The following is a 23,574-nucleotide window of genomic DNA, read 5'->3' as shown; positions in this document are numbered from 1 at the left end:
CTCATGAGAGGGGCGGATCGCGGATCTCCCGGTCACCGCACGCTGTGTGCGCTGGTGTCAGTGCGCGGCGAACACCACATGCGCCGCAAGCTCGTCAGCGAATGCTGAGTCTTGGGCAAACAAGGGATTATCGGGCACGCTCAACCGCACATCGAACTCGACAGTGTCTTCGGTGAGTGCCGTGGGCGTCACCCGCAGCGTCGTATGCGGCCGCACCGCGCCCCCGGCCGAAAGCGTGCCCACAGCGCTGACTGTGGCGTTCTCGCTCATATCGCGCCGCAACGCAGTCGGCTCAGTCAGTTCGAACGCCGCATCAGGCAAGCCCGCCGCGTGCATCTGCAGCTTTGCCTCCGTGATCACCCCATCGAAGAGCACGATGTAGCCGCTCGTCGAGAGGGAGTCACCGATCAACGCCGACAAGCGACCGCTGCCCGCATCGGTGAGCAGGTGCGTCTCAACAGCGTCGTACACCTGCTCCGTTGACACCTCGAGCAGATCTGAGCCCGTCGCCGCACGCAACTCCGCCACCTGGTGCGCCACCGAAGACACCGGAGCGCAAGCCGTCAAACAGAGCGGCAGCGCCGCAGACACCGTTGCGACCGCGCGGAAAGTGCGCACAGAACGGCGCGACGACACAGCAGTCACGATGGCCCGGCTCCTCTCGCGAACGTTCAATACCCGGTGAGACTACGCCGCCAAGGTGAGAGGGCGGTGGGAGGGCACCCAGGATCAGCCGTGGCCCGATCCGCCCCTCCCATATACTTCGGAAACCGCGACCACCCAGGAGGATCCATGCGCGCATCGCAAGTGCTGGCGGCGTCCGTAACCGCCGGTGTTTTGCCCTGTTAGCGCGCTGACACCGCGAGCAGGCGGCGCAGCTGCTCACCGACCCGCTCGAACTCGATGAGGAAAGCGTCGTGCCCGAATGGGGAGTCGATGCGCGTCGCCCGGTCGCCGTCGAGGCTGCCGGGGGTATGGCGGGCGATCTCATCCTGCCCCTCGACGGTGAAGAGCCGATCGCTCGGGATCCCAAGCACCAGCGTGGGCAAGTCGAGCGTCGACAGGGCCGCGCGCACCCCGCCCCTCCCGCGCCCCACATCGTGCGAGTTCATGGCCTGCACCAGCGTGACGTAACTGCCGGCATCGAAGCGGCGCGTGAACTTGTTGCCGTGAAAATCGAGGTAGCTCTCCACGGCGAAGCGGCCACCGCCACCCAGCGGGCTCACCGCCGACTGCCACGCCCGCCCAAAACGATCATCCAGCTCGGTGTGACTGCGATAGTTCAGCAGCGCGAGCCGCCGGGCCGTCGCAAGACCGTGATGCGGGCCCACCCCATCAGGGGCGTCATAGTAGTGACCGCCCCGGTAGAACGGGTCGGAGCGGATCGCCTCAAGCTGCACCAGGTTGAGGCCGATCTGATCCGCCGTCGTCACCGGGGGAGCCGCGATCACCGCCAGCCGCTCCGTGCGCTGCTGATGCGCGATACCCCACTCCAGGGCGTGCATCCCGCCCATCGACCCGCCGATCACCGCGGCGAACCGTTCGATACCGATCTCATCGGCGAAGCGCGCAGCAGCCGCCACCTGGTCACGGATCGTGAGATACGGGAACCGCCCGCCCCACTCCTGACCGTCAGGGTCGAGGCTCGCCGGCCCCGTCGAGCCCTGGCAGCCACCCAGCACATTCGGTGCGATGATGCAGTAGCGACTCGTGTCGAGCGGGCGACCAGGCCCAACGATCTCGCTCCACCAGCCGTCCGTCGGATGGCCGGGGCCGGCAGGGCCCACGAGGTGGCTATCCCCGGTGAGCGCATGGAATACGAGGATCGCGTTGTCACGGCGCTCGTTCAGCTCACCGAACACCTCGTAGGCGATCCGCACATTCGGAATCTCCGCACCGGCCTCCGTGGTGAGCGCGCCGATTCCCACGAACTTGCGCTCGCCCACAGGGTCACCGTCGCGCCACCCGCCAGAGATCGGCGGCCGCCCCATCAACGCCCGCAATTGCGCGTCGGTGATGAAATCGGTGGGGAACGAGTCCTCGGGGGTCTGCCAGTCCATAAGTCACCATTCTGCCCGGGTCGGAGTCGGCGCGGGCGAATGTTACGTGATCACGGCGCGGGTGCCCTGCCGTCGATATGGGATCCGCCGCAGATATGCCCGATTCCGGCCCTGACGCCATATCTTCGGGAGATCCCATAGCGATGGCTGCCCGAGAAGAAGGGGGTGCCCGCCGATAGGGTGCTGGGGTGACCGCCGCCCAGCCCTTCCGCATACCGTCGAGCCTGCTGGCCGTTGCCGCTATCTTCAGCGTGCAATTCGGCAACGCACTTGTTGGCTCGCTGTTCGCGCAGGTGGGGCCACTCGGCGCCGCCGCTCTGAGGCTCGGCCTCGCAGCCCTCATCCTTATCGCCATCGTGCGCCCCAAAGTGCGCACCTGGACCGGGCGCACCTGGCTCGGGGTGGCGCTGCTCGGGATCGGCATGGCAGGTATGAACGTGTGCATCTACTTCGCCATCGCCGAGATCCCCCTCGGCCTCGCCGTGACCATCGAACTCATGGGGCCGCTGGCCGTGGCGGCAGCCAGCATCCGGCGCCCCGTCGACGCGGCCTGGGTGGTGCTCGCGGTGGGCGGCATCCTGCTGCTCGGTTTCGACACGAGCGGGGCGGTGACGCTGCGGGGTGCCCTCTTCGCTGCAATGGCGGCCGCCTTCTGGGCGCTCTACATCATCGCATCGGCGCGCACCAGCGCGAAGGTGCGCGGAATCGATGGTCTCGTCGCCGCCGTGGTGGTGGCTGCGCTCGTGGTGGTGCCTTTCGGCACTGCGGATGCCGTGGCGGCCGTGCGGCACGACCCAAGCCTGCTCGGGGCTTTCGCGATCCTCGCCCTCATGACCACCGTGATCGCCTATGGTCTCGAATTTCTCGCACTCAAGCGGATGTCGGCTCGGGTGTTCGGGGTGCTGTCGAGCCTCGGGCCGGCCGTCGCAGCCCTCGCCGGGTTTGCAGTGCTGCACCAGCAGCTCGATGCCAGACAGCTGCTCGCGATCCTGCTCGTCGTCGCGGCGAGTGCCGGTGTCATGGCGACCTCACGCGCGGTCTGAAAAAGCTGCAGGGGCCCGGGCCGAAGCCCGAACCCCTGCAGTGCGGCGATGATTACGCGCGTGCGTTCGACTCGGCCACGATGCGGCGAGCGGCGGCGAAGCCCTGCTCGAGATCGGCCTTGATGTCGGCGATGTTCTCGAGGCCCACCGAGAGGCGCACAAGACCGGGGGTGACGCCGGCGGTGAGCTGCTGCTCGGGGGTGAGCTGCGAGTGGGTGGTCGATGCGGGGTGGATCACCAGACTGCGCACGTCGCCGATGTTTGCGACGTGGCTGAACAGTTCGAGGCTGTTGACGAAGGCCTTGCCGGCATCGACGCCGCCCTTCAGCTCGAAGGAGAGCACCGCGCCCACGCCCTTCGGCGCGTAACGGTTGGCGAGCGCGTACCAGGGGCTCGACGGCAGGCCCGAGTAGGAGACGGTGGCGACGTCGTCGTGGTTGTCGAGCCACTCTGCGACGTCCTGGGCGTTCTGCACGTGGCGCTCGATGCGCAGCGACAGCGTTTCGATGCCCTGCAGCAGCAGCCAGGCACTGTTGGGGGCGATCGCCGCACCCAGGTCGCGCAGCAGCTGCACGCGCGCCTTGATGATGTAGGCGATCGCGTCGCCCACGGCACCCGTGTAGCTGACACCGTTGTAGGAGGGGTCAGGTTCGGTGAGGCCGGGGAAGCGGTCGGCGTGCTGCGACCACGGGAAGGTGCCGCCGTCGACGATGACCCCGCCGAGGGTGGTGCCGTGGCCGCCGAGGAACTTCGTGGCCGAGTGCAGCACGATGTCTGCGCCGTGCTCGAAGGGGCGCACCAGGTAGGGGCTGGCGACGGTGTTGTCGATGATGAGCGGCAGGCCGTTCTCGTGCGCAACGTCGGCGACGGCGCGGATGTCAAGGATCGCCGAGCGCGGGTTCGCAATGGACTCGGCGAAGAACAGCTTCGTGTTGGGGCGCACGGCGCGCTGCCAGGCGGCGGGGTCATCCTGATCCTCGACGAAGGTCACCTCGATGCCGAGCTTCGCGAGTGAATACTTGAAGAGGTTGTAGGTGCCGCCGTAAATCGAGCTCGACGAGACGATGTGGTCGCCGGAGTTGGCGATGTTCAGCACGGCGAAGGTCGATGCTGCCTGGCCGCTTGCGAGTAGCAGTGCTGCGGTGCCGCCTTCGAGTGCGGCGATGCGTTCTTCGGCAACGGCCTGGGTGGGGTTGGTGATGCGGGTGTAGATGGGGCCGAGCTCGGCGAGCGCGAAGCGGTTCGCGGCCTGCTCGGTGTCTGCGAACACGAAGGAGGTGGTCTGGTGGATCGGCACGGCGCGTGCGCCGGTCTCGTCGGGCTGCTGACCCGCGTGGATCTGCTTGGTTTCGAAGGACCAGTTCTGCTCGGTCATGGATGCTCCTCGGTGAGTTCGGTACGTGGGGGTGTACGGCGACGGTTCGCTCGGATGGGCGATGCACATGAGACTACGAAGCGCGCCTGGGAACGGCAATGGTGTGCGACACGCCGCGTAACGTTGCGTCGATTCACGCCCCTGCGAGCGCCGCTTCGATGATGTGCGCGAGCCCGAGCGTGCGACGGTCGTCGAAGCGGCGGCCCTGCAGGGTGATACCGACGGGCAGCGCGCCCGCGGTGACGGGCACAGGCAGGGTGACCATCGGGGCTCCCAGGATCGTGCCCTGAGCGGTGTTGCGCGTGTAGAGCGGAAACAGCGGAACCTGCTGCCCGAAGTGGGTGACGGTGCCGCCTGTGTCGAGCGGAGGAGCAGGGGCCGGTGCGGTGGGGAAAAGCAGTGCGTCGACGCGCATCGCATCGTGGATCAGCGTGGCCGTTTCTCGTGCGGCGAGGGTGCGCGCTTGCGCCAGCGCGTAGGCCTCTGGGGTGGTGGGGGAGCGCAGTTCGGCCTGCAGGATCGCACGCACATCATCGCTGGCGACGCCGTTGATGAGTCGTTTGAACGCGGTGACGGGGTCGAGTGCGAGTGCGCGGGCGGCAGCGTCGCCGAGGAGACGACGCGACTCCCACATCACGAGCGGGGCTTCGGCGGCGTCGCATAGTTGGAGCACTTCGGCATAGTCGATGGGTACGAGCTCGAAGTGCTCGTCGAGTTTGGTGAGGGCTGCGTCGAAGGCGGCGCGGGTTGCGGGGTGCAGCTGCGCGCGCAGCTGTTCTGGCAGGCCGAGGCGGGCGGGCCGGGTGATGGTGGTGGCCGGGCGGGTGTCGTTCACCACGATGCGGTCGATGCGGTCGGCCTCACTCACGGTGCGGCAGAAGATACCCGGGGTGTCACGGGTGGTGGACAGGCCGAGGATCCCGTCGGTCGACCAGCGGCCGGTGCTGGGGCGAAACCCGACGATCCCGCAGTGGGCTGCCGGGATCGAGACCGACCCGCCGGTGTCGGTGCCGAGCGCGAGTTCGACGGCGCCGCCCGCGACGGCTGCGGCGCTGCCGCCCGATGAGCCTCCTGCGGAGTGGCCCGGGTGGCCGGGAACCTCGACGGCCCCGAATGCGGCGTTGCGGGAGGTGACGCCGAAGGCGAGCTCGTGCATGTTCGTGGTGCCGACGACCACGGCACCTGCTCGGCGCAGCTGCGCGACGATTGCGGCGTCGGCGGGTGCGGCTGCGGTGTCGAACACGGGGCAGGCGGCGGATCTGCGGAAGCCGCGCACTGCGATGTTCGCCTTCACGGCGAGCGCGAAGGGGGTGTCCGGCGCGGATGCCGGGAGGGCGTCGAGTTGCGCGGCGATGTCGGCACGGTCGGCGAGCTGCGTCCAGGTGGCTGCATCCGGGGCGGCGATGGGGTTCACGTTCGACATGACGGCGGCCTCGGTCTCGACGTTGAAGTGGGGCAAGCGGCTGGTGCCCTCATGATAGACGAGCCGGTGGACGGGGGAAGGCGGGGCTGGGACGGTGCTGCTGGCCCATAGGATTGGCGCTGAGCGCAAGAGCGGGGGAGCAGGATGCTGCGGAGAGTGGTGGTAACGGGCGCAAGTTCGGGGATCGGAGCGGCGACGGTGCGCCGTTTCGCCGAGCTCGGTTGGCAGACTGTCGCGGTTGCGCGGCGAGAGGATCGGCTGCGTGCGCTCGCCGCCGAGACCGGAGCCCACCCGATCGTGTGCGACGTCACCGATGAAACTCAGGTGGCGCGCCTTGCCTCCGAGGTCGCAGAGACCGGCGGTGCGACGGGCCTGGTGAACAACGCGGGCGGTGCGCTCGGCACCGAGTCGGTGGAGCACGCCGTGAACGACGACTGGCGGCGCATGTTCGAAGTGAACGTCATCGGTCTCAGAACGGTCACCGCAGCCTTGCTGCCGGTGCTGCGCGACGGTGCTCGTCGCAGCGGATCCGCATCGATCCTCAACCTCACCTCGACCGCCGGCCATGACGCCTACCCGGGCGGCGGCGGGTACAACGCGGCGAAGTATGCGGCGCACGCAGTGACGAACGTGCTGCGGCTCGAACTGGCCGGCGAGCCGATCCGCGTCATGGAGCTCGCCCCGGGTCTCGTGCACACCGAGGAGTTCACGCTCAACAGGCTGCGCGGCGACGCCGCAGCAGCGGCGAAGCCCTACGTCGATGTCGAGCCGCTGCAGGCCGACGATGTGGCGCGGGTGCTCGTGGGTGCTTTCGAGCAGCCGCCGCACGTCAACCAAGACCTCATCGTGCTGCGCCCCGTCGCCCAGTCGAGCGTGTTTCACACGCACCGGGGCCCGCTCACGCCGAAGGGGCAGTGAACGCGGTGGCGATGACGCTTGCCGAGCTCGCCGAGCACGGGCGCATCGCGCCCGACTGGGCGGAAGCGCTCGCGCCGATGGGTGACCGACTCGCCGAACTCGGCCGCTTTCTCAACGCCGAGCGGGCCGAGGGGCAGCAGGTGCTGCCCGCGGGGGAGCGGATCCTTGCGGCATTCCAGCGCCCTCTCGCCGAGGTGCGGGTGCTGATCGTGGGGCAGGATCCGTATCCCACGCCGGGCCACCCCATCGGGCTCTCCTTCGCCACAGCACCCGAGGTGCGCCCCATCCCGCGCAGCCTGCAGAACATCTACCGCGAGCTGCACGACGATCTCGGCATACCGCCCGCCACCCACGGCGACCTCACGGCGTGGGCTGACCACGGCGTGATGCTGCTCAACCGAGTGCTCACGGTGCGCGCCGGGGCGCCGGCCTCGCACCGAGGGAAAGGCTGGGAGGCGTTCACCGAGCACGCGATCCGCACCCTCGTGGACCGCGGGGGGCCGCTCGTGGCGATGCTCTGGGGCAATGACGCGCGCGCTCTCGGGCCGATGCTCGGCGCAGTGCCGCGGATCGAGAGCCCCCACCCCTCACCGCTGTCTGCCTCACGCGGATTCTTCGGGTCGCGCCCGTTCAGCCGGGCGAACGAAGCCCTCGTGGCACAGGGAGCCGAGCCTGTCGACTGGCGACTCGCGTAACCGCGAGCACCGGCCAGCGCATCGTGTAGAATTGATGGCTGTACTTCGGCGAGGGGCGCGCATGCGCCCGTGATCGACGCGGTGGAGCCTCTTGCGGGCCCTTCTGACGCGCCACACGGCGAGACATATCAAGCAGGCGGGCCACCCGCCTCAGTTGGGCGCAAGCCCGCAAGGAGAACATCATGAGCGAGAAGAACCAGCTCGTCGCCAAGGTGCGCGACAACTTCGGCAAGGGTGCAGCCCGCAAGCTGCGCGCCGCCGGCCAGACCCCCGCCGTTGTCTACGGCCACGGCACCGACCCCGTGCACGTCTCGGTTGAGACCCACCCGCTGAGCCTCATCGTGCGTCACGCCAACGCCATCATCGAGCTCGACATCGACGGCCGCAGCGAGCTCGTGCTCGTCAAGGACGTGCAGAAGGATCCGGTGCGCCAGATCATCGAGCACATCGACCTGCTCGTCGTGAAGCAGGGTGAGACCGTCGAGGTTGAGGTGCCCGTGCACGTCATCGGCGAGTCCTTCTCGGGCACCAACGCGCTGCAGGAGCTCAACACCCTGCGCCTCAGCGTTCCCGCGACCTCGATCCCCGAGAACGTCGAGGTGAACGTCGACGGCCTCGAAGACGGCACCCAGATCCTCGCCGGTGGGATTGCACTGCCCGCGGGCGCTGAGCTGCTCGACGACGCAGATCAGCTCGTCGTGCACGTCGTCGCTCCGCGCGGCGCTGCAAGCGAGGACGAGGCTGAGGCTGCTGCGGAGTAACCCTCCGATACCGATGGCCCGTCGGGTCGGCGATGCGTCGCCGCCCGGCGGGCCGTTCGTCTCTCAGGGCGAATGTCGGTGGTCTCTGCGATCATCATGAGCGAGGAGAGACTGATGTTCTGGCAGAAGCGAAGAAAAGAGGATCGCGTGTCCGATGACAGCTGGCTGATCGTCGGCCTCGGCAACCCCGGGGCGAAGTACGAAGCCACCAGGCACAACGTCGGGCAGATGGCGCTCGACGTGCTCGCCGAGCGCATCGGCGGCCGATTCTCACCGCACCGCACCGGGTCGCGCGTGGCCGAGGGGCGGATACGGCCGGGCGGGCCGAAACTGATCCTCGCCAAGTCCAACGGCTACATGAACACCTCAGGCGGCCCCGTCTCCGGGCTCGCCAAATATTTCAGCGTGCCCGCCGAGCGCATCATCGTCATCCACGACGAACTCGACGTGCCCTTCGACGCCATCAAGCTGAAGCTGGGCGGCGGTCACGGCGGACACAACGGCCTGCGCGACATCGCGAAAGCCCTCGGCACCCCCGAGTTTCTGCGCGTGCGGGTCGGCATCGGCCGCCCGCCCGGTCAGCAAGACGCCGCAGACTTCGTGCTGCGCCCCTTCTCCTCCGCAGAGCGGCCGACCTTGGCGGTACTGCTCGAAGACGCCGCTGACGCGGCAGAGGCCCTCGTAGATGAGGGCCTGCTGGCGGCTCAGCAGCGCTTCCACGGGAGGGCAGTCAAGTGACGCTTCGAGGTATCGACAGGCTGCTTGAAGCATCGCCATCATTCGCCCGCGCGCTGGAGGTCGCAGACGGTGCCGTTGCGAGCGACGCCGACTTTTCGATCGCCGAAGGGCTGCGCGCACCACTCATCGCAGGGCTGCTGCGGCGTCGGCGCGAAGCGGGCGACCGGGGTGCGCTGCTCGTCATCGCGGCGACAAGCCGAGAAGCAGAAGCGCTGCGTTCGGCCCTCGCCTCGCTCATGCCCGAAGCCGTGACCGCCGAGTTCCCAGCATGGGAGACGCTGCCGCACGAGCGGCTGAGCCCGAGCGCCGAAACCGTGGGGCGTCGTGCGGTGGCGCTGCGACTGCTGCGCGAACACACCGGAGCGCGGCCTCTCGTCATGGTGGCCTCGGTGCGCGCCGCACTGCAGCCCGTGTCGCCGCACGCGGCACAGGCCGAACCGCTCGTGCTGCGCGCCGGAGCGGTGCCGCTCGGTGCCGATCAGGCCGGGGGCGCGCTCGACGGCGTGGCACGCGAACTGGTGCTGCGCGCTTATACCCGTGTCGACATGGTCACCAGGCGCGGCGAGTTCGCAGTGCGCGGCGGCATCCTCGACGTGTTCCCGCCCACGGCAGATCAGGCGCTGCGCGTCGACTTCTTCGGTGACGAAGTCGACCAGATCCGCCGCTTCGCCGTCTCCGACCAGCGCAGCGCAGGCGATCCGCTGCCCGAGCTCGAACTGTGGCCGGCCCGCGAACTGCTGCTCACCGACGACGTGCGAGAGCGCGCCGCCGAGCTGCTGCCGCGCTTCCCCGCGCTCTCCTCGCTGCTCGAGAAGATGAGCCAGGGCATGCCCGTCGAAGGCATGGAGAGCCTGCTGCCGCAGCTCGTGCCCGGTATCGCACCGCTCACGGCGTTGCTGCCCGCAGGCGGTGCAGTGCTCGTCGCCTCGCCCGAGCGGGTCGCCAGCCGCGCAGTGAGTCTCGCCGAGACCAACCGCGAATTCCTTGAAGCCGCGTGGAGTGCCGCCACCGCCGGTGCCGACGCCCCCGTGCCCACCGAAGACAACGGCATGCTCTCGGTCTCCGAATTGCGGGCAGCCTCGCACGGCCGCCCCTGGTGGTCCATCTCAACCTTCGTGGCCGGCGACGACTCCCCCGCACCTGGTGCGGGCGCACAGGGTGACACCGCCGGTGACGATGCTGCCGCGGTGGCTGCTGCCGCGGTCGATCCTGCCGAGCCGGATCGCATCAACGTCGCAGGCGGCCCGTTCCCGCGGCCCGCAGCAGGAGCCGACGCCACGAGCGCCGCGATCCGTCTGTTTTCCGATCGCGTGCGCGAGGGCTGGCACGTCGTCGTCACCGCGCAGGGTGTGGGCCTGGTCGAGCGTGCCCGCGACGTGCTCGTCGAAGCCGGTGCAGCCGCCCGCATCGTCGACGAACTGCCCGAACGTCTCGAAGCGGGGGTCATCTACCTCGTAGCAGGCACCGCCTGGTCGGGCTTTGCGAGCGACGAAGCGAAGTTGCTGCTCGCGAGCGAAGCCGAGTTCTTCGGCCGCGCGGTCAGCGCGCAAGCCGCCTCAGGCCAGAAGCTCGCGCGCCGTCGCGGCAAGAACGTCGTCGACCCGCTCAAGCTCGTCGCCGGCGACTACGTGGTGCACGAGACCCACGGCATCGGCCGCTTCGTCGAGCTGACGCAGCGTATGGTGCCCACAGGCATCGGCCGTGACGCAACAAAGGCGCTGCGCGAGTACCTGGTGCTCGAATACGCCTCGACCAAGCGCGGCATGCCCCGAGACAAGCTCTACGTGCCCACCGACCAGCTCGACCAGCTCTCCCGCTACGTCGGCGGCGAGGCCCCGCCGCTCTCGAAGATGGGCGGCAGCGACTGGGCCACCGCCAAGAAGAAGGCGCGCAAGGCGGTGCGCGATATCGCCGTCGAACTGGTCAAGCTCTACTCGGCGCGCGTCGCCTCGAAGGGCCACGCCTTCTCCCCAGACACCCCCTGGCAGCACGAGCTCGAAGAAGCGTTCCCCTACGCAGAAACTCTCGACCAGCTCACCACCATTGACGAGGTGAAGCGCGACATGGAGCGCTCCATCCCCATGGACCGGCTCATCGCGGGCGACGTGGGCTTCGGTAAAACCGAGGTGGCTGTGCGAGCGGCGTTCAAAGCCGTGCAAGACGGCAAGCAGGTCGCCATGCTGGTGCCGACCACGCTCCTCGCCGAACAGCACCTCGAAACCTTCCAGAACCGCTTCGCCGGGTTCCCCGTGCGGCTGCGGGCGCTCAGCCGGTTCCAGACCGACAAAGAGTCGAAAGACACCATCGACGGTCTCGCTGCAGGCACCGTCGACGTGGTCATCGGCACGCATCGGCTGCTCTCTGACAACGTGCACTACAAAGATCTCGGGCTCCTCATCATCGACGAGGAGCAGCGCTTCGGCGTCGAGCACAAAGACGCCCTGAAGAAGCTCAAAACCAACGTCGACATCCTCGCGATGAGCGCGACCCCCATCCCGCGCACCCTTGAAATGGCGGTAACGGGCATCCGTGAGATGTCCACTCTCGCCACCCCGCCAGAAGACCGCCACCCCATCCTCACCTTCGTGGGCGCCCGCAGCGACAAGCAGATCACCGCCGCGATCCGCCGCGAACTGCTGCGCGAGGGGCAGGTGTTCTTCGTGCACAACCGCGTCTCCTCGATCAGCCGCGTCGCCGCGCAGCTCTCCGAACTCGTGCCCGAGGCGCGCGTCGCGGTCGCGCACGGCAAACTCAGCGAGCACCAGCTCGAACAGGTGGTGCAAGACTTCTGGGAGCGCAAGTTTGACGTGCTCGTGTCGACCACGATTATCGAGACCGGTCTCGACATCGCGAACGCCAACACCATCATCATCGACGCGGCAGACAAATACGGCCTGAGCCAGTTGCACCAGCTGCGCGGGCGCGTGGGGCGCAGCCGTGAGCGGGCCTACGCCTACTTCCTCTACGACCCCGACAAGCCCCTCACCGAGACCGCGCACGAGCGCCTCGAAACGCTCGCCACCAACAACGAGCTCGGCTCCGGCATGCAGGTCGCCTTGAAAGACCTCGAATTGCGAGGCGCAGGCAACCTGCTCGGCGGCGAGCAGTCGGGCCACATCGCGGGCGTCGGCTTCGACCTCTACCTGCGCATGATCGGCGAAGCAGTCAACACCTTCAAGGGTGAAGAATCGACAGGGCCCGTCGAGCTGGTGCTCGAGCTGCCCGTCGACGCCCACATTCCAGAAGAGTACGTCGAAAGCGAGCGCCTGCGACTCGAGGCCTACCAGAAGTTCTCGGCAGCCTCCCACCCGCAGGCCCCAGAAGACCACGTCACGCTCGTGCTCGAAGAGCTCACCGACCGCTACGGCGAACCCCCCGCCGAGGTGCAGCGCCTCGCCGCAGTCTCCGCGCTGCGCCGTCGCGCGGCGAAGCTCGGTCTGTCGAAGGTCGTCGCCGCCGGGCCGGCGCTGCGCATCGAGCCCGTCAAGCTGCTCGACTCGCGCCGCATGCGCATGAACCGCATGTATCCGGGCTCGCGCTACACCGAGGCGACAGGCACGCTGCAGATTCCCTTGCCCGGCGGCACCGCCCTGGCCCGCAGCCCCCTCGCGGGTGTCGGTCAGCGTAACGTCGGCGACGAGGGCGACATCGTGGCGTGGACCGGGCGGGTGCTTGCGACGCTGCTCGAAGAGGATCCCGCTACGTAGGCGCGATGCGCTCCGATGCAGCTCCGCTGCGCGCCGATGCGCTCCGCGCTCTGTGATCCGCCGTCCGAACGGCGGGCGTGGGCCAGTCGGTAAATGAGTGCTGGTTGACGACGAACGCGGGGGATCCTTCACGGACCTGCCAGTCGGCGTCAGTAGGCTGGGCGGCATGGATCAGGACGTTGACGTCGACCAGACCGCCGCCCAGCATTTCTCGGCGAATGGTGGAGGCAAGGCCGCGACCCGCGATGCGGAGGCTGTTGCGGCGGCGATGCAGACGGTGCGCACGATGGTGCGGCCGGGCGGTTGTGCCTGGCACGCGGTGCAGACGCATGAGTCGTTGACTCCGTTCCTCGTGGAGGAGACCGCCGAGTTCATTGACGCGGTGGAGCGGCAGCTGCCGTCGGATGAGGTGCGTTCAGAGTTGGGCGATGTGCTGTATCAGGTGCTGTTTCACGCCGCGATCGCCGAGCGCGATGGCGAGGGCTACGACCTCGCGGGCGTCGCCGAGGCGCTCGATGCGAAGCTGATCGCCCGCCACCCGCACGTGTTCGGTGACCGCGGTGACATGACTGTCGAGGAGCTGCATGCGGAGTGGGAGCGGCTGAAAGAGGACGCCGCGGGAGAGGATCGCGGATCGCGCGGCCCGCTCGACGGCATCCCTGCAGGCATGCCCACGCTTGCCCGTGCCGCGAAGGTTGTGGAACGGTTGAAGCGTGCCAAGCTCGTGAATCCGAGTGCGGGCGACAGCTACCCCGATGATCCGCTTGCCACGGCGATCGGTCCTGATGAGCAGCGTATGGCCGAGAACGGCATCGGTGATGCGCTGCTCGCGCTCGTGGTGCGGGCGAACGCCGCGGGTGTCGATCCTGATCGTGCGTTGCGTCTCGCTGTCGATCGTTTCACGGCCCGCGTCACTCACGGTGAGTGACCCGACGTTAGGTGAGCGGATCGCCCCACACTGCCCGCAGCGTCGTCGAGGGTGGGCTGCACCCCTAGAGCGTGCGCGGGTGCGAGCGCGCCCCGCGCCGGGCGTGGAAGAATAGGTGACCATGGCAGCACCCGTGAACCCGCCGCGCGGCATGCGCGATTTCCTCCCCGCAGACAAAGCACGCCGTGAGCACGCGCTCGGCGTGATTAAGGGCGTCTACCGCGCCCACGGCTTCGACGAGATTGAGACCCCCGTTGTCGAGGATTATGCGCGGCTGCACGCTGGCCTCGGCGGAGACAACGAAAAGCTCAGCTTCTCGATCCTCAAGCGCGGCATTCGGCCTGAGGCGCTCGCCGCTGCGAGCGAGGCAGGCAACGCTGAGCAGCTCGCCGATCTTGGCCTGCGCTTCGATCTCACCGTGCCGCTCACCCGCTTCTACGCGAGCCACCGCGCTGAGCTGCCGCCGGTGTTCCGCTCCATTCAGATCGCTCCGGTGTGGCGCGCCGAGCGACCGCAGAAGGGCCGCTACCGGCAGTTCGTGCAGGCCGACATCGACGTGATCGGCGAGGCCGGCCTGCTTGCTGAGATCGAGCTGATCACGGCCACCTCGCAGGCGCTTTCGGCGCTGGGGCTTGAGGGCTGCGTGATCCGCATCAACGATCGCCGCATTCTGTTCGGCCTGCTTGAGCACTGCGGTTTCGCGACCGATACCCACGACCGCGCGCTCATCACTATCGACAAGCTCGACAAGATCGGTGCCGCGGGCGTCGTCGAAGAGCTGCGTGATATCGACGGTGATGCTGCTGAGCGGATCGGGGCCGTGCTCGCCGCTGTTGAACCCGCGCTTGCAGGGGAGGGTATCGCTCTCACGCGGTCCGCTATCGAAGCCGCGCTGCCCGGTGCCGCCGAGAACCCGGGAGCTGCCGCCGGCATCGACAGCCTCGCCGAGTTGGGTGCGGCGCTCGATGGTGCGCTGCCCAGCGGGGTTGCGCTGCGCTTCGACCCCACGCTGGTGCGCGGTATGGGGTACTACACGGGCACCATTTTCGAAGTCGCTCACCCCGGCTCGGGCAGCTCGGTCGGTGGTGGCGGCCGCTATGACGGCATGGTGGGGCGCTTTCTGGGGCAGGATGTGCCGGCGGTCGGGTTCTCGATCGGGTTCGAGCGGGTGGTGGATCTCATCTCGCTGCCCGGCTCGGCCGGCCCGGAGGCTGTCGCTCTGGTCTACGACGCAGATGTGCCCTTCGCTGAGCTTGTTGCGATCAAGCGGGAGCTTGTGGATCGCGGCCACCGCGTGCGGCTCGAGAAGCGGCAGAAGAACATGAAGACCCTGCTCGCGCGCGTCGCAGAGGAGGGCTTCACGAGCTTTGCGAATGTGCGAGCCGGGTCTACCGCCGACACGCTGGAGCTGCGCACCCTCGCCGACTGAGCGCGGCCCGGGCTCGCATGCCCGCCGATCCGGGGCCGCTTCGCAGCGAGCGGGTCAGAGGCTGCCGCTACACTGGAACCGCGGTGCACACAGTGCCGTTGACCCCCGTAACAACACTCCGAAGGAGCGCATGGTGGCATTTATCGACGCGGTGATCGCCCGCGAGATTCTCGATTCGCGTGGCAACCCGACCGTTGAGGTTGAGGTCGGCCTCACCGACGATTCCGTGGGGCGCGCAGCCGTGCCCTCGGGTGCGTCGACCGGCGCCTTCGAGGCGTACGAACTGCGTGATGGTGACAAGGATCGCTACCTCGGCAAGGGCGTGACCAAGGCCGTCGACGCCGTGTTCGATGAGCTCGCGCCCGCGATCGAGGGCTTCGCCGCCGACGATCAGCGCATCATCGATGCTGTGCTCAGGGAGGTCGACGGCACCGAGAACAAGTCGCGTGTCGGCGCGAACTCGATCCTTGGTGTCAGCCTCGCTGTCGCGCACGCCGCCGCAGCCTCCGCTGAGCTGCCCCTCTACCGCTACCTTGGCGGGCCGACCGCGAACACGCTGCCGGTGCCGCTTATGAACATCATCAACGGTGGCGCGCATGCAGACACCGGCGTGGATATTCAGGAATTCATGGCTGTGCCGCTCGGTGCCGAGACCTTCTCCGAGGGTCTGCGCTGGGGTGTTGAGGTCTACCACGCTCTCAAGGCGCTCCTCAAGGAGCAGGGGCTCACCACCGCGCTCGGCGACGAGGGCGGCTTCGCCCCCGATCTGCCCCACAACGCGGCAGCACTCGATCTGATCGTCGAGGCCATCAAGCGCGCCGGCCTCGAGCCCGGCCGCGACGTGGCCGTGGCGCTCGACGTCGCCTCCTCCGAGTTCCATGAGAACGGCGTCTACACCTTCGAGGGTCAGCAGCGCACCGCGGCCGAGATGACGGCCTACTACGCCGACCTGCTCGACCGCTACCCGCTCGTCTCGATCGAAGATCCGCTCGACGAAAGCGACTGGGAGGGCTGGGCGCACATCACCGCTGAGCTCGGCGATCGCGTGCAGCTCGTGGGCGACGACCTCTTCGTCACCAACCCTGAGCGTCTTGCCGAGGGCATCAAGCAGGGCGTTGCGAACTCGCTGCTCGTGAAGGTCAACCAGATCGGCACCCTCACCGAGACCTTCGACGCTGTGCAGCTCGCGCAGCGCTCCGGCTACACCGCGGTGATGTCGCACCGCTCCGGCGAAACCGAAGACGTCACTATCGCCGATCTCGCCGTCGCCACGAACTGCGGCCAGATCAAGACCGGCGCCCCGGCCCGCTCGGATCGCGTCGCAAAGTACAACCAGCTGCTGCGCATCGAGGAAGAGCTCGGCGGTGCTGCTGCCTACGCGGGCCGCGCTGCCTTCCCGCGCTTCACGGCGTAACCGCAGCACGCGAACACGAACGGCAGCACTGTGAAACGCTGGGTGGAGGATCTCGGGGCTTGGGCTTCGAGCCTCCGCTTCAGCGGTTTCACAGTGCTCGTCGTGGTGCTGATTGCTGCTGGCACCGTTATCGTGAGCCCCAGCCTCTCCACCTTCGTGCAGCAGCGCCGAGAGATCTCGGAACTGCGCGAAAGTGTGCGTCTGCATCAGGAGGCCGTTAGCGAGATCGACGCAGAGCGGGTGAAATGGAAAGATCCCGTCTACGTGCGGTCACAGGCTCGCGACAGGCTTTTCTACGTGATGCCCGGTGAGACTCAGCTCGGTGTGGTCAATGACATCGTGCTCCCGGTCGAGTCCGATGAGGAGACCAGCCCTGAGCTCTCCCGCTTCACGAGCGACTGGGCCAGGGGTATCGCAGCCTCGTTCCTGACAGCCGGCACCACCGCAGCACAGCCAGAAGAACTCGCGGGCACCGCACCCGCACCAGACCCCACTCCCGAGGAGCCCCAGCCATGAGCCGCCCACCGTACACCGAGCCCACCGCCGCCGACATCGATGCCGTGAGCGAGCAGCTTGGTCGTGAGGCGCGTGGCGTCGTGGGGATTGCCGCGCGTGCCGCCGACGGTAGCCCGACTGTCGTTGCGACCGCGCCGCGGCTGCCCGATGGTTCGCCGTTCCCCACCTTCTACTACCTGTGCCACCCGGAGGCAGTTGCGGCGGCGTCGAGGCTTGAAGCTGTCGGCATGATGAACGAGTTCAACGAGCTGCTCGCCGAAGACGAAGAGGTGCGCGCTCAGTATGCTCGCGCGCACGAGCAGTACATTGCGGATCGCGACAGTGTTGGCGAGGTGCCCGAGCTTGCCGGGGTAAGCGCCGGCGGCATGCCCACACGCGTGAAGTGCCTGCACGCGCTCATCGGGCACGCGCTGGCGGCCGGGCCGGGAGTCAACCCGATCGGCGACCTTGCCCTGGCCCGCTGCGGGTGGGAAGGCTACGCAAGCGCGTAGTCTCGCCCCGCGAACGGCGGATCTGCCGGAGAAACTGCAGGCGATCCGCCCCCAAGCCGACGAATAGCGGCATGTTCTGCGGAATGCCCGCCGAAACAGCAGTGACCACTCTCGCAAAGCTGTAGGATGGGATGTCGGGTACGACGTGCCCGGTTTTTCTGTGCCCGCGATCCGGGCATTCACGCTCACTGCATCAAGGAGACCGCTTCGTGGCGAAGAAGATTCTGATCGTTGGTGGTGGCTACGCCGGCTTCTACACCGCATGGAAGCTCGAGAAGCTGCTCCGTGCAGGCGAGGCCGAGGTCACGATCGTCGATCCGCTGCCCTACATGGCCTACCTGCCCTTCCTTCCCGAGGTTGCTGCTGGTTCGATCGAGCCGCGTCACGCGGTTGTGGCCCGCCGTCGGCACCTCACCAGCACGCACAACATCGCGGGCAAGGTGACGGGCATCTCGCACGCCACCAAGACCGCGACGGTCACCCCGAACGAGGGTGAAGCCTTCGACTTCGAGTACGACCACATCGTCGTCACCACCGGCTCGGTCTCGCGCACCTTCCCCATCGCGGGCATCGCCGAGAACGCCATCGGCATGAAGACCATCGAAGAGGCCGTCGCCGTGCGCGATCGCCTCGTTGGCAACTTCGAGCGCGCCGCCTCGCTGCCCGCCGGCTCGCCCGAGCGCGCCCGCCTGCTCACCGTCACCGTGGTCGGCGGCGGCTTCGCCGGCATCGAGACGATCTCCGAGCTGCGCTCCTTCGCGACGTCGCTGCTGCGCCGCTACCCCGAGATCTCGTTCGAGGAGACCAAGTTCCACCTCGTCGAGGCCATGGGTCGCATCATGCCCGAGGTCACCGAGAAGCTCGCCGACTGGGTTGTGAAGGATCAGACCCGACGCGGTGTGAACATCCACCTCGACACCCAGCTCTCCTCCGCAGTCGACGGCAACATCGAGCTGTCGACCGGCGAGAAGTTCGAGTCCGACCTGATCGTCTGGACCGCCGGCGTCATGCCCCGCCCCTTCCTGCGCGGCACCGACCTGCCCATCGGCCCCCGCGGCCACGTCATCGGCAGCCCCGAGCTGCGCATCACCACCGAAGAGGGCGAAGCGCTCGAGGGTGCCTGGACCGCGGGCGACACCTCGCAGACCCCCGACATCTCCTCGACCCCCGGCCCCGGCGGCTTCTGCGTGCCCAACGCGCAGCACGCTGTGCGCCAGGGCCGTCTGCTCGCCAAGAACATCGTCGCCGACCTGCGCGGCGAGGGCGTGCGCCAGTACATCCACAAGAACATGGGCGCTGTTGCCGGCCTCGGCGTGAACACCGGCGTGTTCCGTTCGGGTGGCAACTTCGCGATGAAGGGCTACTTCGCGTGGCTCGCGCACCGCTTCTACCACGGCCTCGCGATCCCCACGTGGGAGCGCAAGTGGCGCGTGTTCGGCGGTTGGGTGGGTCACTTCTTCCTGGGCCGCGACATCGTCAACATCGAAGCCGTGCAGGAGCCCCGCGCGATCTTCGAGGAGTTCGCTTCGCGCCCCAAGCCGAAGACCGACTAACACCTCCACGGCGCCCCGAGCGCCTCACCCCGAGAGCCCCGCAGCGTTTCGCCGCGGGGCTCTCGGCGTATGCGCGAGCTGCGGGTGCTGGTGCAGGTGCTCGTGCTCGCGAGCATGCTGCTCGGGTGACCTCGATGGGGTGAGGCCTAATGCTCCCCGGCTTGTGAGCCGGGCGCCTCCGGCGGAGAAACGCTGACGCGTTTCTCCCTAAGCCTCCGGCGCCTGTGGGCGCCGCGCCGGAGAAGCGGAAAGCTTCGCTTCCCGCCTAATTCTCCGGCGCATGCTTCGAGAGGAACTCGTACATGGCGGTGTCGTCGACGCCGGGGAAGGTGCCCGTCGGCAGTGGCGAGAGCACGTGCTGGTGCATGCGGGCGCTCGGCCAGGCCTTGCCCTGCCAGCGGCTCAGCAGCTCCGGGGCGGCGGTGCGGCAGCAGGCTTCGTCGGGGCAGGTTGATACGCGGCGCTCTGTCGTGTCACGGCCGCGGAACCACTTCGCATCGTCGAAGGCCACCCCACAGGCGATCGCGAACGGGCCCTGCTCTGCGTCGCCCGTTTGCACGCTCGACCAGAAGGTGCCGGCGGGGGTGTCGGTGTACTGGTAGAACTCGCTGGTGCGATTGGTGCGGTGGAACGCGGTGCGGCCGCCCCACTTGTGGCAGAGCATTTCGCCCTCGATCGACCCTGAGGCGTCGCTCGGAAACGGCAGATCGTCGTTCTCGTAGCCGCGCACCAGCACCCCCTCGCCATCGGCGCGGTAGTGGTGCACCCGCAGCTCGAGGTGCCGGGTGGCGAGGTTCGTGAAACGGTGCGCTGCGGCCTCGTGCGTGACGCCGAACGCGTCGCGCAGATCTTCGATCGCCAGATTGCGGTTGCGTTTCGCTTGCTGCAGGAAGTCGACCGCTCGCGCTTCGGGCATCAGGCAGGCTGCCGCGAAGTAGTTGATCTGCAGTCGCTGCTCCAAGAACTGGGCGTAGCTTGCCGGTTCGGCGTGGCCGAGCACGCGGTGCGCCATGGCCTGCAGCGCCAGCGAGCGCAGGCCGTGCCCGCCGGGAATTGAGGCCGGGGGCAGGTAGATGCGCCCGTTTTCGAGGTCGGTAATGCTGCGCGTGTTCGAGGGCAGATCGTCGACGAAGATCAGCGTGAACCCGAGCATTTCGGCGAGCATCGCCACGGTTCGGTGGGTGACGGCGCCGGTGGTGTGCCCAACACGGCGCATCAGGTCTGAGGCGATGAGCTCGATTTCGTGGAGGTAGTTGTCGCGCTCGCGCATTTGGAGGCGGATCGCGGTGTTCGCACGGCGTGCCTCCTCTGAGGTGGCGGCGGCTGCGCGCGATCGCCGTGTCAGTTCGCGGTGCAGGCCGACCAATGATTCGAGTGCGTCGTCGCCGAGGGTGCGCGGTGTGCGCACGTGGGGGAGGCCGAGGCGCATGTAGGCCGGTGTGCTCTGCGCACGTTCGAGTTCGATTTCGAGGGCGCTGCGGTGATCCGGAGCCTCGCGGCGCAGCAACTCCGATGGATCGATGCCGAGCTCGCGCGCGATGGCCTGCAGCAGGCCGAGTCTTGGCTCGCGGCGGCCGTTCTCGATGTGCGAGAGCTGGCTTGCGACCACGCCGACGCGCTCGCCCAGCTGTTCGAGGGTGAGGCCGGCGCGGGCTCGGAAGAAGCGCAGTCGCTTGCCAAGGAGCAGACGGTCGAGTTCGGATTCGCCCTGGGCGGGTGTCGCATCGGGTGCCATTCTTTGACTATATGTCAAGAATCTGGAAAATTTACAGCCCATTTGGTGAATGGGGGATGAACGGGCTACAGAGAATGGAGATGTCACCGATTCTTCACCGACGATGTGCGAACCCGAGGAGAACGAAGGTATGAGCGCCACCCAGATCATCGAGGCCGAGACCGCGAATGCGATCGCCGACCTCGTGCGAGCGACTGCAACCACCGCCAACGAGGAGGTGCTGCACTGGGTGACCGAGGTTGCCGAGCTGACGAAGCCCGCTGAGGTGGTCTGGTGCGATGGTTCTCAGGATGAATGGAACCGCATCACCTCTGAGATGGTCGAGGCAGGATCCCTGATCCCGCTCAACAAGGATCTTCGCCCGGGCAGCTTCCTCGCCCGTTCGCACCCCGCCGACGTCGCCCGCGTCGAGGACCGCACCTTCATCTGCTCCGAGAAGGAGGAGGACGCCGGCCCCACGAACAACTGGGTCGCTCCCGCCGAGATGAAGGCCGAGCTCATGCCGCTCTTCGACGGCGCCATGCGCGGTCGCACCATGTACGTGGTGCCCTTCTCGATGGGCCCTGTTGGTGGCGCCATCACCCAGCTCGGCATCGAGATCACTGACTCGCCCTACGCCGTGCTCAACATGCGCATCATGACCCGCATGGGGCAGCCCGCCCTCGACGGCATCAAGCCGGGCAGCGAGTGGGTGCGCACGGTGCACTCGGTTGGCGCGCCGCTCGATGAGGGCCAGGACGATGTCGCGTGGCCCTGCAACGACACTAAGTACATCACCCACTTCCCCGAGACCCTCGAGGTGTGGTCGTACGGCTCAGGCTACGGCGGCAACGCCCTGCTCTCGAAGAAGTGCTTCGCGCTGCGCATCGCCTCGGTGATGGGCCGCAACGAGGGCTGGCTCGCAGAGCACATGCTGCTGCTCAAGCTCACAAACGTTGAAACCGGCAAGGCATACCACCTGTCGGCGGCCTTCCCGTCGGCTTGCGGCAAGACCAACCTCGCGATGCTGCAGCCCACGATCCCAGGCTGGAAGGTCGAGACCATCGGCGACGACATCGCCTGGCTGCGCCCCGGCAAGGATGGTCGCCTCTACGCGATCAACCCCGAGGCGGGCTTCTTTGGCGTCGCTCCTGGCACCGGCGAGTCGACCAACCCCGTTGCGATGGAGACCCTGTGGGGCAACACCATCTTCACGAACGTCGCGCTGACCGATGACGGCGACGTCTGGTGGGAGGGTAAGACTGACAAGGTGCCCGCGCACCTGACCGACTGGCAGGGCAACGACTGGACCCCCGACGCCGACCGCCCCGCAGCGCACCCCAACTCGCGCTTCACGGTGCCGATCCAGCAGACCCCTTCGCTCGCCGCCGACTGGTACGAGCAGGATGGTGTGCCGCTCGACGCGATCCTCTTCGGCGGTCGCCGCGCCACCAATGTGCCGCTGGTTGCCCAGTCGCTTTCCTGGGAGCACGGCGTGTTCGTCGGTGCGACGGTGTCGTCTGAGAAGACCGCCGCTCAGGAGGGCACCGTGGGCGAGCTGCGCCGCGATCCCTTCGCGATGCTGCCGTTCTGCGGCTACAACATGGCCGACTACTGGGGCCACTGGCTTGAGATGGGGGAGACCCTCGGTGACAAGGCTCCCAAGGTGTTCCAGGTGAACTGGTTCCGCAAGGGTGCCGACGGCCGCTTCCTGTGGCCCGGCTTCGGCGACAACTCGCGTGTGATCGACTGGATCATCCGCAGTGTTGAGGGCGAGGTCTCGGGCCGCGAAACCGCGATCGGCACCGTGCCCGCCGAGGGCGAGCTCAACCTTGACGGCATCGAGGTGCCTGCCGAGGATCTTGCGGAGCTGTTCGCGATTGATCCCGAGTCGTGGCTCGCGGAGGCCGAGCTCACGGAGGAGTTCTTCGCTCAGTTCGGTGACCGCGTGCCTGCGGCTCTGCGTGAGCAGCTCGCGCAGCTGCGCCAGCGCCTCAGCGCCTAAGCGCGCGGCTCGGCCCGTGCGCCGATCCGCCGCCCTGGGATCTGTCCCAGGGGCGACATAGACCGTAAGCCCCGTCGTTCTGCCCAACGGCGGGGCTTACTCTTTCTCGCGGATCGCGGATCGCGGATCGCGGATCGCGGATCGCGGATCGCGGATCCTGCTGCGTCCGCTAGTTGAGCGCGATGACCGCGACGTTCAGCGACGTCGCGAAGATCAGCCAGAGCAGGTAGGGGATCATGATCCAGGAGGCGATCCGCGAGAGCGGTGCAGCTGTGATCCCGAGCAGGATGACTGATGCCATCAGCGCGACCATGATTGCGAGCGCCACCCACCAGGCGGCTGCGCCCATAAGGGGGTAGCCGGCGAAGAACACGGGCGTCCAGAGCGCGTTCAGCACGAGTTGCGTCACGAACAGACGCAGCACCCCAGGTGCAGCGTTGGGGGCGTCGGAGCGTGCACCCGATCGCCAGATCAGCCAGCCTGCCAGCGCGATCAGCGCATACAGCACCGACCACACCGGCCCGAAGACCGCATTCGGTGGACTCCAGGGAGCTTTGTGGGCTTCGGCGTACCATCCGTCGATGTTGGTGATGCTCGCCAGCGATCCGCCCCACGCGACCAGCGCGACCGCTGCCAGCATCGCAACACCGACCGCGATCTGCCGCGCCACCGTTGGGCGGGGCACCGCCCGCCGTGCTACATCTTGCATCGTTGCGCCCCTTTCGCTGCGTGTCGCGTGGGCTGCCACCGTAGCAAACCACGATCTCCGCAACCAGGGGGTGGTGTTTTGGAGGGGTGCGTCTA

General features: G+C 67.8%; 19 protein-coding genes. 13 read left to right on the top strand and 6 right to left on the bottom strand.

All coding sequences use genetic code 11. The annotated features are described in order from the left end of the window. Window positions 1–57: 57 nt before the first annotated feature. Both WFI54_RS03855 and metX read right to left on the bottom strand, forming a co-directional pair. Window positions 58–645, bottom strand: a complete 588-nt coding sequence (locus WFI54_RS03855) for a hypothetical protein (protein WP_336651458.1) — start codon at window positions 643–645, stop codon at window positions 58–60. A gap of 200 nt (window positions 646–845) precedes the next feature. Next, window positions 846–2,060: a homoserine O-acetyltransferase MetX gene (gene metX, locus WFI54_RS03850; RefSeq protein WP_336651457.1), complete on the bottom strand. Its 1,215-nt coding sequence runs from the start codon at window positions 2,058–2,060 to the stop codon at window positions 846–848. A gap of 188 nt (window positions 2,061–2,248) precedes the next feature. Here metX and WFI54_RS03845 point away from each other — a divergent pair, with 188 nt between their 5' ends. Beyond that, window positions 2,249–3,103 (top strand): EamA family transporter, encoded by an 855-nt coding sequence (locus tag WFI54_RS03845; protein ID WP_336651456.1) that lies wholly within the window; start codon window positions 2,249–2,251, stop codon window positions 3,101–3,103. Window positions 3,104–3,155: 52 nt separating this feature from the next. Here WFI54_RS03845 and WFI54_RS03840 read toward each other — a convergent pair whose 3' ends face one another. Both WFI54_RS03840 and WFI54_RS03835 read right to left on the bottom strand, forming a co-directional pair. Continuing rightward, on the bottom strand, window positions 3,156–4,478 hold the full coding sequence (locus tag WFI54_RS03840; RefSeq protein ID WP_336651455.1) for a bifunctional o-acetylhomoserine/o-acetylserine sulfhydrylase: 1,323 nt from the start codon (window positions 4,476–4,478) through the stop codon (window positions 3,156–3,158). 133 nt (window positions 4,479–4,611) lie between these two features. Beyond that, entirely contained in the window at window positions 4,612–5,937 is a 1,326-nt protein-coding gene (locus WFI54_RS03835) for an amidase family protein (protein ID WP_336651454.1), read from the bottom strand. A gap of 108 nt (window positions 5,938–6,045) precedes the next feature. Here WFI54_RS03835 and WFI54_RS03830 point away from each other — a divergent pair, with 108 nt between their 5' ends. From WFI54_RS03830 to WFI54_RS03780, 11 genes are all read left to right on the top strand, one after another. Continuing rightward, window positions 6,046–6,819 carry an SDR family oxidoreductase gene (locus WFI54_RS03830; RefSeq protein ID WP_336651453.1) on the top strand — a complete coding sequence of 258 codons (774 nt, stop codon included), beginning with the start codon at window positions 6,046–6,048 and terminating at the stop codon, window positions 6,817–6,819. 5 nt (window positions 6,820–6,824) lie between these two features. Continuing rightward, window positions 6,825–7,514, top strand: a complete 690-nt coding sequence (locus tag WFI54_RS03825) for a uracil-DNA glycosylase (protein WP_336651656.1) — start codon at window positions 6,825–6,827, stop codon at window positions 7,512–7,514. Window positions 7,515–7,696: 182 nt separating this feature from the next. Further along, window positions 7,697–8,275 (top strand): 50S ribosomal protein L25/general stress protein Ctc, encoded by a 579-nt coding sequence (locus tag WFI54_RS03820; RefSeq protein WP_336651452.1) that lies wholly within the window; start codon window positions 7,697–7,699, stop codon window positions 8,273–8,275. A 114-nt stretch (window positions 8,276–8,389) separates the two neighbouring features. After that, window positions 8,390–9,013 (top strand): aminoacyl-tRNA hydrolase, encoded by a 624-nt coding sequence (gene pth / locus WFI54_RS03815; RefSeq protein WP_336651451.1) that lies wholly within the window; start codon window positions 8,390–8,392, stop codon window positions 9,011–9,013. Continuing rightward, a complete protein-coding gene (gene mfd, locus WFI54_RS03810; protein ID WP_442918344.1) occupies window positions 9,010–12,720 on the top strand; it encodes a transcription-repair coupling factor in 3,711 nt (1,236 codons plus the stop codon). Before pth ends, mfd begins: the two co-directional genes overlap by 4 nt. 166 nt (window positions 12,721–12,886) lie before the next feature. Next, a complete protein-coding gene (locus tag WFI54_RS03805; RefSeq protein WP_336651450.1) occupies window positions 12,887–13,648 on the top strand; it encodes a MazG nucleotide pyrophosphohydrolase domain-containing protein in 762 nt (253 codons plus the stop codon). 121 nt (window positions 13,649–13,769) lie between these two features. After that, complete coding sequence (gene hisS, locus WFI54_RS03800) at window positions 13,770–15,077, top strand: histidine--tRNA ligase (RefSeq protein ID WP_336651449.1); 1,308 nt, start codon at window positions 13,770–13,772, stop codon at window positions 15,075–15,077. A 133-nt stretch (window positions 15,078–15,210) separates the two neighbouring features. Then, on the top strand, window positions 15,211–16,491 hold the full coding sequence (gene eno, locus WFI54_RS03795) for a phosphopyruvate hydratase (protein WP_336651448.1): 1,281 nt from the start codon (window positions 15,211–15,213) through the stop codon (window positions 16,489–16,491). Between the two features lie 30 nt (window positions 16,492–16,521). After that, window positions 16,522–17,007, top strand: coding sequence for an FtsB family cell division protein (locus WFI54_RS03790; RefSeq protein ID WP_336651447.1), 486 nt, complete (start codon window positions 16,522–16,524; stop codon window positions 17,005–17,007). Further along, entirely contained in the window at window positions 17,004–17,498 is a 495-nt protein-coding gene (locus WFI54_RS03785; protein WP_336651446.1) for a DUF501 domain-containing protein, read from the top strand. Before WFI54_RS03790 ends, WFI54_RS03785 begins: the two co-directional genes overlap by 4 nt. 209 nt (window positions 17,499–17,707) lie before the next feature. Next, a complete protein-coding gene (locus WFI54_RS03780) occupies window positions 17,708–19,051 on the top strand; it encodes an NAD(P)/FAD-dependent oxidoreductase (protein ID WP_336651445.1) in 1,344 nt (447 codons plus the stop codon). 265 nt (window positions 19,052–19,316) lie between these two features. On the opposite strand, the gene WFI54_RS03775 is transcribed toward WFI54_RS03780, so the two are convergent. Next, on the bottom strand, window positions 19,317–20,786 hold the full coding sequence (locus WFI54_RS03775; RefSeq protein WP_336651444.1) for a helix-turn-helix domain-containing protein: 1,470 nt from the start codon (window positions 20,784–20,786) through the stop codon (window positions 19,317–19,319). A 130-nt stretch (window positions 20,787–20,916) separates the two neighbouring features. On the opposite strand from WFI54_RS03775, the gene WFI54_RS03770 reads away from it, so the two are divergent. Next, window positions 20,917–22,770, top strand: coding sequence for a phosphoenolpyruvate carboxykinase (GTP) (locus WFI54_RS03770; RefSeq protein WP_336651443.1), 1,854 nt, complete (start codon window positions 20,917–20,919; stop codon window positions 22,768–22,770). A gap of 169 nt (window positions 22,771–22,939) precedes the next feature. On the opposite strand, the gene WFI54_RS03765 is transcribed toward WFI54_RS03770, so the two are convergent. Next, window positions 22,940–23,479, bottom strand: coding sequence for a TspO/MBR family protein (locus WFI54_RS03765; RefSeq protein ID WP_336651442.1), 540 nt, complete (start codon window positions 23,477–23,479; stop codon window positions 22,940–22,942). Between the last annotated feature and the right edge of the window lie 95 nt (window positions 23,480–23,574).

The organism is Leucobacter sp. MMO-125 (assembly GCF_037148395.1).
In the GTDB taxonomy this organism is placed as follows: domain Bacteria; phylum Actinomycetota; class Actinomycetes; order Actinomycetales; family Microbacteriaceae; genus Leucobacter.
The sequence above is the reverse complement of the archived record's forward strand: the minus strand, read 5'-3'. Positions and strand labels throughout refer to the sequence as shown.